Raw genomic sequence first — 12,971 nt, 5'->3', positions numbered from 1 at the left:
CTGTATGAGAAGCAAGATATCTACTAACCAGGTCGATGAGTACATCGACAAATTATCGACTGAGAAACAGCTGTTAGCACAGGCAGTACGCCAGATCATTAACCAGACGGCTTCGCACCTGGAGGAATGTGTGCGCTGGGAAAATCCCTGCTATTTCTTTTACGGACCAGTATGCTACTTTGCCTCTTCCCGCAGTGGGCTGCATTTCGGCTTTTTCCGCGGAAAAGAACTGTCGGATCCGCACAAACGCCTGGTAAGCCGCAACGGACAACTGCCTCACATTAAATTGCGCACGCTTGAGGATATAGACAGTGAGTACTTCAGCGACTTGGTGCGCCAGGCAGTGCTCCTTAATCAGAACTAGGCAAATCCGGCGTGCAGTGCTCCTGACTGCACTCCTGGCCGGGCATTTCCAGCTCCACCGTTACATGGTCTATTTGGGCGTCCTGCATGGCGCCGCGTATGCGTTGCTTCACCTCATGGGCCTCTTCCAGGTTCAAATTATTTCCCACAACGGCGTGCAGGGTCAGTACATGGCTGAGCCCGTCCAGCGTCCACAGGTGCAGGTCGTGCACGGAGCGCACCTCAGGCAGTAGCTCCAGCCGGCGGCGCACTTCCTGCAAACTGATGTTGGCTGGCGTGCCTTGCAGCAGAATCTGGAGGCCTTTACGGAGATTGCGCACCACATTGTAGAGAATAAACCCCGTGATCAGCACCGAAAGCAAGGGGTCAATGATCGGCCAGTCGAAGAAGTAGAGCAGAATGCCGCCGACCAATACAGCCGCCCAGCCCAGCACATCTTCCAGCAGGTGCAGCATGGCCACCCGCTCGTTCAGCGACTCCCCTTTGTTGAGGCGAAAGGCCGCGGCGCCGTTTACCAGCACCCCCAGTATGGCAAAGCCGATCATGCCGGGCGCGTGCACCGGTTCCGGGTTGAACAGGCGCGGAACAGATACCCAAAGCACAATGCCAGAGCCAAGCAGTAGCACCACCGAGTTGATGACGGCGCCAAGGAGCGAGAAGCGCTTATACCCATACGAGAACTGCTGATCGCTCCCCTTGCGCGAGAGTCGCTCAAAATACCAGGCCAGGCCCAGCGAAAGTGAGTCGCCCAGGTCGTGCAGCGCATCCGACAGGATGGCCATGCTGTTGATCCAGAGTCCGCCAAACACCTCGATCACGGTAAAGCTCAGGTTCAGGAAAAAAGCTACCTTGATGTTATCGCCTCCATGGTGATGGTGATGGCCGTGGCCCTCGTGCTGGTGATGATCGTGTGCCATAAACTGATTAACTTCATCTAAAATATGCAGATATTGGCGCAACTGCAAGCTGCCGGACGGCTCAGTGCTGCAGAAATCGTATCTTGTCCGGGCAAACACACACAAATAGTGACAGGATTATGAGAATACTGCTGGTAGAAGATGAACCCAAAGTAGCTTCCTTTATCAAAAAGGGGCTGGAAGAACAGTCGTATGAAGTGGACCAGGCCTACGACGGAAACTTTGGGCTGAAGATGGCGCTGCAAAACGAATACGACCTGATCATTCTGGACATAATACTGCCCCACATGAACGGGTTGGAGGTTTGCCAGGCTGTTCGTAAGAAAAAGCCACAGGTCCCGATTCTGATGCTGACTGCCCTGGGCTCCACCGATGACAAGATAACCGGCCTGGATGCCGGCGCTGATGACTACCTGACCAAACCTTTCGAGTTTAAAGAGTTGCTGGCCCGCCTCCGCGCCCTGGCCCGCCGATCCGGTGAGGGTGGGGGAAGCGAGAAACTCTCGATCGGTGACCTCGAAATGGACCTGGGGAGCAAGACCGTGACCCGTGGCGGTAAGCCCATCAACCTAACTGCCCGTGAATTTGCGCTGCTGCATTATTTGTTGCGCAACAGAGGGCGTGTGGTGTCCCGCGTGGATATAACAGAGAACGTGTGGGAAACCTCTTTTGACACAGGCAGCAACGTGATCGATGTATACATCAATTTCCTGCGCAAAAAGATAGACAAAGGCTTTCCCGGTAAACTGATCCATACCCTGGTGGGCATGGGCTATGTGCTGAAGGAGGACGAGGCATGACGATCCGCAATAAACTAACCCTGCAGTTTGCAGGTATATTCGCCCTTATCCTTTTCCTGTTTTCGCTGGTGATCTACTACTTCACCTCCCTTTACCGGCAGGACGATTTTTTTAAGCGCATTGAAGGCCGCGCCTATAACACGGCCGCGCATGTGCTGGAGGCGGATGAAGTGAGCGAGCGGGCCCGCCGCAGCAACCAGATCCGTTATTACCAGGTGCTTCCTTTCGAAAAAGTAAGCATATACCGGCTGGACGGGACCTTGTTTTTCTCAGATGGAGACGGGCAGCTGGAAGTGGCACCCACCGTGCTGGAACGTGTGAAGCAGGAGGGCATGGTACATTACGAGCAGGAAGAGCGCCAGGTAGTAGGAATGCTCTATGAAGATAATGAAGGCGAATTCGCCGTGTTCTCCTCTTCAGTGGATGCCTACAGCCTACGCAAGCTTCAGCACCTGAAAGTTATCCTGATCGTCGGATTTCTGGGCTCCATGGTGGTGGTGGTGCTGGCCGGCTGGGCGTTTGCGCGGGAGGCACTGCGGCCCATCACCAAGGTGGTGGGGGAGGTAGAGAAGATAAGCGCCTCGGACCTGCACCTGCGCCTGAGCGACGCAGAAGGCAAGGACGAACTCTCGCACCTGGCGCAGACCTTCAACAAAATGCTGGATCGACTGGAGATGGCCTTTGAGATGCAAAGCACCTTTGTGTCGAATGCCTCGCATGAGTTGCGTACCCCGCTCACAGCCATGATCGGTGAGCTGGAAGTGGCGCTGATGAAACCCCGTGAGAAAGAAGAATACCAGCGGGTGCTGGCCTCCATACTGGAAGATGCCCGTTTGCTGGCAGAGCTTTCCAACGGCTTGTTGCAGATAGCGCAGGCCAGCGTGGACACCTCCAAAATCAAGCTCTCACTCCTTCGCTTTGATGAATTGTTGTGGATGGCCCATGAGCAGGCAATGAAACGCCACCCGGGCGCGCTGTTCGACATTGATTTCGACAACCTGCCCGACGACGAGGACCGCCTGATTGTGAAAGGAAACGATGCGCTGCTGCTGATCGCCATTGTGAATGTGCTGGAAAATGCGGCCAAGTTCTCGCCTAAAGGGGAGTATAGCACCGTGCGGCTTTCGGCTGACAGGCGGGAGGTGGTATTGCAGGTAACGGACAAGGGCGTGGGCATAGCGCCGCATGACCTGCGGCACGTGTTTGTGCCATTTTTCAGGGCAAACAATGTGCGTAACATTACCGGGCACGGCATCGGTTTACCCCTTACGGAAAGCATCATAAAACTACACAAAGGCTCTATTTCCATCGATTCGCGTGTGGATGAAGGAACCGTTGTGACATTGCGTTTGCCCCAGGCAATCGGATTAATTTCAGCAAAAAACACATTTTAATTTGTTTTTAATGTGGTTTTAATGCTGCCTTAATACCCTCCCCGTACTTTTGTACACATAAGGTGAGTATTCTGACTTGTGTTCCTGCTGCTGACCTTTTGGTCGGTGCAGGGATATGAGTTGGGACCCCTTCTCTTAGCATTCCCTATTATATGAAAAATACTACTCTAAAGCCAAACTACCTGGCAAGCCTTGGAAAGGACATTCCGGCAGGCCTGGTTGTTTTTCTGGTTGCTCTTCCTCTCTGTTTAGGTATATCATTAGCTTCTGGCGCCCCTCTCTTTGCCGGTATCGTTACCGGTGTGGTCGGTGGGCTGGTTGTTTCCTGGCTGAGCGGGTCGCAACTGAGTGTGAGCGGTCCGGCAGCTGGCCTTACCGTGATCGTGCTGAATGGCATTGAGACCTTGCAGTCGTATGAGGCCTTTTTGCTGGCGGTTGTGCTGGCAGGTGTTCTGCAGGTAGCGCTGGGCTTTCTCAAAGCCGGCGTCATTGGTCTCTATTTTCCTTCTTCTGTTATCAAGGGGATGCTGGCGGCCATTGGTCTGATCCTGATCCTGAAGCAGATACCCCATTTCATGGGAGCTGACGATGATTTCTTCGGAGAGATGAACTTCTTTCAACCGGATGGCCGCAACACGTTTTCTGAAATCATCCATGCGTTCAGTGCCATACAGGTGGGGGCCCTGATCATTGGTCTTATCTCCATAGCGGTGCTGATTTTGTGGGAGCAGCCGTTTATGAAACGCATTAAGCTGTTTAAGCTGGTGCCTGGCGCTTTGATCGTGGTGGTTGGCTCTGTAGGTATAAACTATATGTTCATTCATTATTTTCCTGAACTGGCTATTGCAGGTACGCACCTGGTTAACCTTCCGGAGATTTCCAGTATCGGAGCGCTGCAGAACGAACTTCGTTTCCCGGCTTTTGAGCAACTCACCAATCCGTCGCTCTATGTGGTGGCCTTTACCATTGCCATCATAGCCAGTCTGGAGTCTTTGCTGAGTGTGGAAGCGGTGGACAAACTCGACCCGCATAAGCGCCGCACACCGAACAATCGCGAGCTGAAGGCGCAGGGCGTCGGTAACATCATAGCCGGTATGCTGGGCGGTATCCCGATGACGGCTGTGATCGTGCGCAGCTCAGCCAACATAGCGGCGGGCGGCAAAACGAAGATGTCGGCCTTTATACACGGTGTGTTCCTGCTGCTGGCAGTGCTTTTCCTGGCTGGCTTCCTCAACCAGGTACCCCTTTCTGCACTGGCCGCCGTGCTGCTGATGGTAGGCTATAAGCTGACGAAACCAACTCTTTTCAAAGGGCAGCTTAAACTGGGGCACGAGCAGTTTATTCCTTTCGTGGTAACCATTGTGGCTATCCTGTTCACCGACCTGCTGGTTGGCATCCTGATCGGTCTGGCTGTTGGTATTTTCTTTATCTTGAAAGCCAATTACAAATCGCCGTACTTCTTCCACAAAGAGGAGCATCGGGATAAGGAAACAATTCGCATCAAGCTGAGCGAGCACGTGTCGTTCCTGAACAAAGCCAGCATTGTGCTCACACTCGAGAAACTGCCGGATAACAGCCACGTGATCATTGACGGTGCCAATTCAGAATACATAGACTACGATGTGCTGGAGGCGATTCAGGAATTCAAGAAAACAGCACATGAGCGTGGTATATTTGTGGAAGTATTGAACATAGAAGAAGTACAGGTGCTGGACATGCACTAGAAATAGATCAATTATGCAAAAGATATTTGAGAATAACAGAAAGTGGGTAGCCCAGAAGCTCAACGAGGACAAGGACTACTTTAACAAGTTGGCGATGGGCCAGAAGCCTCGTTACCTGTACATAGGATGCTCCGACAGCCGCATTCCTATAAACGAAGTAACGGGTACAGGACCAGGTGAGATTTTTGTGCACCGCAACATCGCCAACATGGTCGTGCATACCGATATGAACCTGCTTTCGGTGCTGCAGTATGCCGTGGAGGTATTAAAAGTAAAAGACATCATCGTGTGTGGCCACTATGGTTGCGGCGGTGTGGCAGCGGCGGCCAGCAACAAGCAGTTCGGCATGATCGACAACTGGCTGCGCAACATTAAGGATGTGATCCGACTGCACGAGCAGGAACTGATGAGCATTGAGGATGAAGGGCAGCGCCAGCGACGTTTGGTGGAGCTGAACATTACTGAGCAGGTGCTAAACCTGTCGAAGACATCCATCATACAGAACGCCATGCAAACAGACGATCCGCCTAAGCTTTATGGCCTGGTGTACGATCTGAAGGAAGGCCTTTTGAGAGACCTCAATGTGATGGAGCAGGAGAATAGCATAAAGCGCTACGAGCACATTTACAGCCTGATGGAGGAAAAATCCGGAACTTAACGAAGAACTGCTACTACCTATACCTACCGATTCATGTATATCGGACAAAACCCTCGCATCTGTGAGGGTTTTGTGTTTTTAAGCCATGCTGCAGCTGTTTAATTCCAGCAAATCGGCAACTGCCTTTTTCGGCTGGGTTTGACCTTGAAAATATATTTACCGGTAAGTCAGCTATCGGTGAGACAATGCCTGAAGGCAGAGATTATCTGCTAGGTATAGGCATAATGAACGCGAACAGGTATAGCTGTGCCAATGCCAGTTATAAAAACAATTTGCTATACCTTAGGCAGCTAAGGGCAAATAAAAAAGCCCTCCGGGTTGGGAGGGCTTCACAATTGGGAAACGTATTGTCTAGCGTCCGCCGAGCAGGTAGCTTAGCATGAGGCTGAAGCCGGAGTTTCGGCGCTCGCGGTTCACAAAAGCCCCTTCATCGTCGATCTTTTTCAGACCACCGGTATAGCGCACCTCAAGACCCAGGCCGTTGGTAGCACGGTAGCCCACAGAACCCACATAGGCGAAGTCTATGGTATACGGGTTGTCGGAGATGTTATGCTTGGTTGTCACGATCTTGTCGCCGCTGCTGGAGTGCGCTTCGTGTACATGGCTGGCGTTGTAGATAAAAGACACCTGCGGGCCCAGGTCAAAAAAGACACCACTGGCCGAAACGTGGAAGAGCACTGGGATATCGATGTAGTTGAGCTTGAACACCTCGGCTGTTTGCAGGTTGCTGCCTGAGTAGATTTCGCGACGGGCCCCTTTGGAAGTGTATAGCGCTTCTAGTTGCATGGCCATCATGTTGTTAAAATGCTTCTGCAGGAATATACCACCGGTGTACCCCACGCGATACTTATAATTGTCGGTATCGGCGCCGCTGAAGGTGGTATAGGTAGCGCCCCCTTTAAAACCTAACTGTTGGGCAAAACCAGTGCCTGTGACAAGCACCAGGCAGCACATGGCTAATAAGAATCGTTTCATAGAAAATACCTGTTTTTGAGGTTGGTTTAATGAGGGTGAAATTACTTAGAAGGAAAAAACAGGTCAAGGGAGGATATATATAAATTGTACTATTTTTCTTATGCAAAAAGCCCGGCCAAAGTTGGCCGGGCTTTTTCAGTTTTAATGAATATATAGGTCAGGTAATTGACTAATAAGTCGTTACCTGCTCTTTACCATTCGTAGTCTCTGCGGGAAGATGAACCATAAGAGTACGGAGGACCACTGTAGGTATTGCCGTAGCTGGTATGTGTTCTGTAGCGGCTGTTATAGTCGCTGTCGTGGTCTCTGTCGCGCATTTCGTCCATTCTTCTTCTGCGTTCTGCTTCTTCGTCGCCGAACCATGATTTTATTTCATCGCCTGCGCGGTCAAAGAAGCCCCTTTCATGATCTCTGTCACGATCCCAGTCGCTGGAGCTTCTGCTGCTGCCATAGTTAGATGAACCGTAGCTGCTTCCGCTACCATAGCCCGAACCGTAGTTAGAAGAGCCGGAGCCGTAGTTAGAAGAGCTGGAGCCATAGCTGCCTGAACCGTAGCCAGTTGAACCAGAGCCGTAGCTTCCGGTTGAACCGTAGCCTGAACCATAGTTTGATGAGCCTGAACCATAGTTAGAGCCACCATAGTTGGAGCCGCTATAGTTAGATGAACCACTGTAGCCGCGGTTTGAACGATAGCTGTCGCTGCCACGGTCACGCATGTCATCCATTCTTCTTCTGCGCTCTGCGTCATCGTCGCCGAACCATGATTTCACCTCGTCTGAGCCACGATCCCAGGCGTCGCGATCGGCATAGCGATTAGAAGAATCCCAGTCGCTGCTGCCGTAGCGGCGGTTAGAGCCAGAGCCGTAGTTTGAGCCAGAGCCATATGTAGAACCGGAGCCGTAGTTTGAGCTGCCGGCTGAGCGGCCATAAGTTGATGTGCCACCGTAGCCCGAGGTAGAATAGCTGTCGCGTCCGCTACCGAAGTCACCTGAACGGGAAGAGCCCGAAGATGAGCTTCCGTAAGAACCTCTTAAACGGCTGCTTGGGTCATAATCTCCTGAATAATAGTTTCTTGCTGAGCCTCTGCTCTCAGTCCTGAAGTTGTCATTGTATGGGTTTGAACCCGAATTTTCATAGCTTCTCATAGCTTTCGTTAAATTTTAGGTTTAAAAAAAAGAACAATTCAAATGCTTCCCCTAAAAAGGTGCGCAGGTATTTTTTACGGTTATAGTGCTTTTAAGTTATTGAAGGTGTCGGGAGGGAGAGTGAAACACAGAAGTGGTAATTTAGAACCTTTGCCTGCATGAAATCAGTGCAATTGTAAATTGTGTAAGAATATTGATAAACTGAGTTAGGTTATATAGATAAAATTGAATTATAGGATGCGGGCTGTTTTTAGAGTGAATTCGATATATGTTGTTTGTGTTTGAAATAAAGTTAATTATGTGAGGTTTATTGTTTTAAAAAGCAGCTTAATCTGTTTTTGTTATTAGATAAAATTTGTACTTTTTGTCTTTTGTAAATTATACTGATTTAGTAACTTGCGGGCCTTTAGACTTTTACGTTAGTTACTATTTTATGAAATTTACAAAATTGCTGGCCTCAGTGGTTGCTGTCGTTTCTTTAACGGCATGTGAAGATGTGTTTGAGGATGGGAGCCTGCAACCGGATGGTTCCAAGCCTGCGCTGACGATCCGGAATCCGACCAACAACCAAAAGCTGTTGAAGTCTTCTGGCCTTCGGGTAAAACTGACAGCTTCTGACAAGGACAAAGTGAAGGAGTTGCAGGTGCGAGTGCGGGCTGTCGGAGGCGATGCAGATCACATCAACTTCACTACGATGCCCGATAAGAAGATCCTGGAATTTGATACGCTCCTCAGCGCCACCGAACTGCCACAGGGCGACTATACCTTAAGGATCGACGCCACAGACTACCGCACGAACGTGGCAACCGATGAAGTGCTTTTCTCGGTGAAGTAAGTTGTATACCTGTAGGCTATACCTGTTACCGGGTAGTTGCCTAGTTTAGCAGGTATACAACTTGCCAGTTATCGTTAATGGTGAGGGCTGCATCGAAGGAATTACCAGTCTTGGCTGAGGTAAAGCCTTTGATTTTGCCGGTTTTGCCTTTGGTGAGCAAGGTAGCAATCTGCTTATCGTTAAGTTGTTTGCCACCCATCTCAAAAGGCACTACAAATTGACAGCCTTCCCGGAAGCGGCTGCAGCCATAGGCGGTCTTGCCTTTGAGCATACTGCCCTGCTGGCATCTCGGGCATGTCGCGAATGGATCAACCTCCGGGGCTTTTTCCGCTTTCTCGAACACAAGTTGCTTGTTGCTGTCGAGTTTCAGGCTGGCGTCAAAGCTGTTGCCTTGTTCGTCTTTAAATCCTTTGATCACAGGCGACTTGCCTTTGCTGAGCAGGGCTGTGATTTGTTTGTCGGTGATGGCCTTGCCTTGCAGCTCGATCGGAATTAGAAAACGGCAGCCCTCTTTGAAGCGGATGCAGCCGTAGGCTTTTGATCCTTTCAGAATGTGCCCTTCGCCGCAGGCAGGGCAGGCGCCCAGGCCTGCACCAGGTATAGCCTCGGCTTTCGGCTTTTTAGAGGCGCCCTTTTCTTTTCCGGCTTTGGCAGCTCCTCCTTTTGCGGGGGCAGGCTCCGGCTGCGCCTCCATGGTCACAGTGGCTTTGTCATACTTTACCTCCTGCACCAGACTCACCACAAACTCCTGCAGCTCCTGCAGAAAAGCCTCGGCCTTAAAGCTGCCGCCCTCGATCTGGCGCAGCTTGCGCTCCCACTGTCCGGTCATCTCCGCCGACTTGAGCGTCTGGTTGCGGATCACACCGATCAGGTCGATGCCCATTTGCGTCGGCACGATTTTCTTTTTGTCTTTGCGGATGTACTGGCGCTTGAACAGCGTTTCGATGATGGCCGCGCGGGTAGAAGGTCGGCCAATGCCGTTTTCCTTCAGCGCCTCTTTCAGCTCCTCGTCGTCAATCTGGCGTCCGGCAGTTTCCATGGCACGCAGCAGGGTGGCCTCAGTGTATTCCTTTGGTGGGTTCGTCCATTTTTTGTCTAGCAGTGGCGCATGCGGACCGTGCTCGCCTTTCTCGAAATTGGGCAGGATTCCGGCGGTTTCCTCTTCCTCTTTGTTACCGTCCTTGGCCGTGCTGCTGTCTGATTTCACGTCTTCCGCACCATACAGCACACGCCAGCCCGGTTCCAGGATTTGCTTGCCTCGTACCCGGAAGGTATAGCCTGCTGATTCTGCCATCACGGTCGTGTTGCTCACAATACAATCCGGATAAAAAGCGGCCAGAAAGCGACGCGTAATGATATCGTATACCTCTGCCTCGCGCCCATACAGACTGGCTTGTGCGCCGGTAGGTATAATGGCGTGGTGATCAGTTACTTTGTTGTTGTTGAATACTTTTTTGCTCTTCCGGATCTTGCTTTGCAGCAAAGGGGCCACTTCCTGCTGATAGCCGCTCAGACCCTGCAAAATGCCCGGAATCTTCGGGTAGATATCGTCTGGCAGAAACACCGTGTCCACACGCGGGTAAGACACCACCTTCTTCTCATAGAGACTCTGGATGGTCTTGAGCGTTTCGTCGGCCGACATGCTCAGCTTGTTGTTGCACTCGATCTGCAGCGAGGTCAGGTCAAACAGCTTGGGTGGACTTTCAGTGCCTTTCTTTGTCTCGATGTCGGTGATGGTGAGTTCATCCTTTTGAATGGCCTCCAGTATCTGCTGACCCTCTTCCTCTTTGTGGAAGCGGCCGTTGGTGCTTGAAAAAGTCGTGTCGCGGTATACGGTTTTGAGTTCCCAGTAAGCCTGCGGCACAAAGTTGGCGATCTCGTGGTGGCGGTTCACGATCATGGCCAGGGTAGGGGTCTGCACCCGCCCAATGGAGAGCGTCTGCCGGCCCTGCGCATACTTGAGCGTGAAGAGCCGTGTGGCGTTCAGGCCCAGCAGCCAGTCGCCGATGGCGCGGCTTTTACCGGCCTGGTAAAGTGAATCGAATTCGGAGCCTTCGCGCAGTCGGGCAAAACCCTGCCGGATGGCGTCTTCGGTGAGCGAGGAGATCCAGAGGCGCTTGAAAGGCTTGCGGTAGTTGGCCTCGGTGAGCACCCAGCGCTGAATCACTTCCCCTTCCTGGCCGGCGTCACCGCAGTTGATCACCTCTTCAGCATTGTCGAGCAGCTTTTTGATGATGTTGAACTGCTGCACCACACCCTTGTCCTGCATCAGCTTGATGCCATACCTCTCGGGCAGCATGGGCAGGTCGTAAAGGCTCCAGCGTTTCCACTCGGGGCGGTAATCGTCGGGCTCACGCAAGGTGCAGAAGTGGCCGAAAGTCCAGGTGACCTGATAGCCGTTACCCTCGTAATAGCCATCCTTTCTGGTTTTGGCACCAATTACGTTGGCTATCTCACGGGCGACACTCGGTTTCTCAGCAATGCAAACTTTCAAGGTATAGGGTAATTTTAGGGTGACTCTAACATTCAAATTTACGCTTTTAAGGTATAAATCCCTAAACTTGCTTTGCCCTAAGTAAGGTCTGAACGTTAAATAAAATGATTATGCAGCCATTCGGAAAATACATTGTGATCATAGGTATAGCCATAGTCGTCATCGGTCTGATCGTCTGGCTGGCAGGCGACAAGCTCGGCTGGTTCGGCAACCTGCCCGGCGACATCCGGGTGGAGCGCGAGAATTTCAAATTCTACATGCCCATCACCAGCATGATCCTGGTGAGCATCCTTCTTTCATTGTTGCTCTGGGTCTTTCGCAGGTTCTTTTAAATCTTTGACAAAGGAGTTTTTTTGACAAAAGACAAAGGACTATTGGACAAAGGGATTTTTGATGATGTAGCTTTTGGCAGAATACTATTTGAACCAGACTTCATAAATTGCCCTGTCTTTACATACCGCTATCCCTGATGGGCTCCGGCAAGATTCTGTTACAACGTCTTATTCAAGTCAAGCCAATAGCTCTTTGTTTACGATCTGATTGACGTTCATTAAAAAGTCTTTTGTCTTTTGTCAAACAGTCTTTTGCCAAAAAGTCCTTTTTCAGGCAGTTCTTTGTCAAAAATTCCTTTGTCAAAAACCCTTTTATACCTTTGCGGCATCTGCTATACCTGACAACCCTTATGTTCTTTATCCTCTCCAAGCTGCTGCAGTATTTCCTGATGCCCATTATCTGGATCGCAGTGCTGCTTCTGCTGGCCATATTCCTGCGATCGGCCAAATGGCGTCGCTATACCTTGATTTCAGCTACGGTGTTACTGCTGGTATTCTCAAATCCTTTCCTGGCGAACGTGACCATGCGCGCCTGGGAACTGAAAGCTGTGCCGCTGGAACAGGTGGAAAATTACGATATCGCCATCATCCTGACAGGTGTAACCCAAGCCATCGGCTTTGCGGAAGACCGGGTGCATACCAATAAAGGGGCCGACCGCTTCCTGCACCCGCTCAAGCTTTACCGCATGGGCAAGGTAGACAAATTTCTGATCACGGGAGGTATAGGCACCGTCGCCCTGGACCGCCGGCCGGAGGCAGAAATGCTACAGGAAATTCTGCTGCTGGCAGGTGTGCCGCAGGAAGACATCTTGATCGAGACCCGCAGCGATAACACCTACCAGAATGCCATCTTCGCTGGCGATGTGCTGCAGAAGCATCCCGAATTAAAGCGCCGTCTGCTCGTGACATCCGCCTTCCACATGCGTCGCGCCAAAGCCTGTTTTGACAAAGCAGGTATAGCCACCGATATTTTCCCAACCGATTTCTATACCTCCGAGCTCCGCTATACCCCCGACGAGTTGCTTATCCCCAACCCCGACGCTTTCCGCCTCTGGCACCGCATCATTCACGAGATTGCTGGTTTTGTTATTTACAAGGTGGTAGGGTATGCGTAATTCTATTGAGTGAATGAGTGATTGAGTGAGTTAGTGAATGGTTAAATTGTTGATGGTTAAATTGTTCTGTGTACGATTAAGTAATTTTGATTAACGCTTGTGCACTAAGTAGCAGGGATTTCGAATTGTCATCCCGAAAGAATTGAGGGATCTGGATTATTTCAAACGATAGGCACTATTCCAGATTTCTCCCTAATAGAGGGCCCCTACCCCCAGGTC

12 protein-coding genes are annotated in these 12,971 nt (G+C 51.1%); 8 read left to right on the top strand and 4 right to left on the bottom strand.

Annotated elements, in window-relative coordinates; genetic code table 11:
* Positions 1-4 precede the first annotated feature (4 nt).
* Complete coding sequence (locus tag BD749_RS05840) at positions 5-364, top strand: DUF1801 domain-containing protein (RefSeq protein ID WP_101443392.1); 360 nt, start codon at positions 5-7, stop codon at positions 362-364.
* On the opposite strand, the gene BD749_RS05835 is transcribed toward BD749_RS05840, so the two are convergent.
* Positions 351-1,280 carry a cation diffusion facilitator family transporter gene (locus BD749_RS05835; RefSeq protein ID WP_101443391.1) on the bottom strand — a complete coding sequence of 310 codons (930 nt, stop codon included), beginning with the start codon at positions 1,278-1,280 and terminating at the stop codon, positions 351-353. The genes BD749_RS05840 and BD749_RS05835 overlap by 14 nt on opposite strands.
* Positions 1,281-1,399: 119 nt before the next feature.
* Between BD749_RS05835 and BD749_RS05830 the strand changes: the two genes are divergently transcribed.
* From BD749_RS05830 to BD749_RS05815, 4 genes are all read left to right on the top strand, one after another.
* Positions 1,400-2,080 (top strand): response regulator, encoded by a 681-nt coding sequence (locus BD749_RS05830; protein WP_101443390.1) that lies wholly within the window; start codon positions 1,400-1,402, stop codon positions 2,078-2,080.
* The gene (locus BD749_RS05825; RefSeq protein WP_101443389.1) at positions 2,077-3,474 is read left to right on the top strand and encodes an ATP-binding protein; all 1,398 of its coding nucleotides are present in this window, start codon (positions 2,077-2,079) and stop codon (positions 3,472-3,474) included. Before BD749_RS05830 ends, BD749_RS05825 begins: the two co-directional genes overlap by 4 nt.
* A 152-nt stretch (positions 3,475-3,626) precedes the next feature.
* The gene (locus BD749_RS05820; RefSeq protein WP_101443388.1) at positions 3,627-5,198 is read left to right on the top strand and encodes a SulP family inorganic anion transporter; all 1,572 of its coding nucleotides are present in this window, start codon (positions 3,627-3,629) and stop codon (positions 5,196-5,198) included.
* 13 nt (positions 5,199-5,211) lie between these two features.
* Positions 5,212-5,856, top strand: coding sequence for a carbonic anhydrase (locus tag BD749_RS05815; RefSeq protein WP_101443387.1), 645 nt, complete (start codon positions 5,212-5,214; stop codon positions 5,854-5,856).
* 351 nt (positions 5,857-6,207) lie between these two features.
* Here BD749_RS05815 and BD749_RS05810 read toward each other — a convergent pair whose 3' ends face one another.
* Both BD749_RS05810 and BD749_RS05805 read right to left on the bottom strand, forming a co-directional pair.
* A complete protein-coding gene (locus BD749_RS05810; RefSeq protein WP_101443386.1) occupies positions 6,208-6,831 on the bottom strand; it encodes a porin family protein in 624 nt (207 codons plus the stop codon).
* A 191-nt stretch (positions 6,832-7,022) separates the two neighbouring features.
* A complete protein-coding gene (locus BD749_RS05805) occupies positions 7,023-7,976 on the bottom strand; it encodes an SWFGD domain-containing protein (protein WP_101443385.1) in 954 nt (317 codons plus the stop codon).
* 433 nt (positions 7,977-8,409) lie between these two features.
* Between BD749_RS05805 and BD749_RS05800 the strand changes: the two genes are divergently transcribed.
* Positions 8,410-8,811 carry a hypothetical protein gene (locus BD749_RS05800; RefSeq protein ID WP_101443384.1) on the top strand — a complete coding sequence of 134 codons (402 nt, stop codon included), beginning with the start codon at positions 8,410-8,412 and terminating at the stop codon, positions 8,809-8,811.
* A 40-nt stretch (positions 8,812-8,851) separates the two neighbouring features.
* Here BD749_RS05800 and BD749_RS05795 read toward each other — a convergent pair whose 3' ends face one another.
* Positions 8,852-11,305, bottom strand: coding sequence for a type IA DNA topoisomerase (locus tag BD749_RS05795; RefSeq protein WP_101443383.1), 2,454 nt, complete (start codon positions 11,303-11,305; stop codon positions 8,852-8,854).
* Positions 11,306-11,415: 110 nt separating this feature from the next.
* Between BD749_RS05795 and BD749_RS05790 the strand changes: the two genes are divergently transcribed.
* Both BD749_RS05790 and BD749_RS05785 read left to right on the top strand, forming a co-directional pair.
* Complete coding sequence (locus BD749_RS05790; RefSeq protein ID WP_101443646.1) at positions 11,416-11,637, top strand: DUF2905 domain-containing protein; 222 nt, start codon at positions 11,416-11,418, stop codon at positions 11,635-11,637.
* A 320-nt stretch (positions 11,638-11,957) separates the two neighbouring features.
* A complete protein-coding gene (locus BD749_RS05785) occupies positions 11,958-12,752 on the top strand; it encodes a YdcF family protein (protein ID WP_245868786.1) in 795 nt (264 codons plus the stop codon).
* Positions 12,753-12,971 lie beyond the last annotated feature (219 nt).

Origin of the sequence: Pontibacter ramchanderi, from assembly GCF_002846395.1 — a bacterium.
GTDB classification, from domain to species: Bacteria; Bacteroidota; Bacteroidia; order Cytophagales; family Hymenobacteraceae; genus Pontibacter; species Pontibacter ramchanderi.
The sequence above is the reverse complement of the archived record's forward strand: the minus strand, read 5'-3'. Positions and strand labels throughout refer to the sequence as shown.

Excerpts from the sequence above, each read along its gene's own strand:
- BD749_RS05840 (WP_101443392.1), top strand. The coding sequence starts at position 5 with ATGAGAAGCAAGATATCTACTAACCAGGTCGATGAGTACATCGACAAA.
- BD749_RS05835 (WP_101443391.1), bottom strand. The coding sequence starts at position 1,280 with ATGGCACACGATCATCACCAGCACGAGGGCCACGGCCATCACCATCAC.
- BD749_RS05830 (WP_101443390.1), top strand. The coding sequence starts at position 1,400 with ATGAGAATACTGCTGGTAGAAGATGAACCCAAAGTAGCTTCCTTTATC.
- BD749_RS05825 (WP_101443389.1), top strand. The coding sequence starts at position 2,077 with ATGACGATCCGCAATAAACTAACCCTGCAGTTTGCAGGTATATTCGCC.
- BD749_RS05820 (WP_101443388.1), top strand. The coding sequence starts at position 3,627 with ATGAAAAATACTACTCTAAAGCCAAACTACCTGGCAAGCCTTGGAAAG.
- BD749_RS05815 (WP_101443387.1), top strand. The coding sequence starts at position 5,212 with ATGCAAAAGATATTTGAGAATAACAGAAAGTGGGTAGCCCAGAAGCTC.
- BD749_RS05810 (WP_101443386.1), bottom strand. The coding sequence starts at position 6,831 with ATGAAACGATTCTTATTAGCCATGTGCTGCCTGGTGCTTGTCACAGGC.
- BD749_RS05805 (WP_101443385.1), bottom strand. The coding sequence starts at position 7,976 with ATGAGAAGCTATGAAAATTCGGGTTCAAACCCATACAATGACAACTTC.
- BD749_RS05800 (WP_101443384.1), top strand. The coding sequence starts at position 8,410 with ATGAAATTTACAAAATTGCTGGCCTCAGTGGTTGCTGTCGTTTCTTTA.
- BD749_RS05790 (WP_101443646.1), top strand. The coding sequence starts at position 11,416 with ATGCAGCCATTCGGAAAATACATTGTGATCATAGGTATAGCCATAGTC.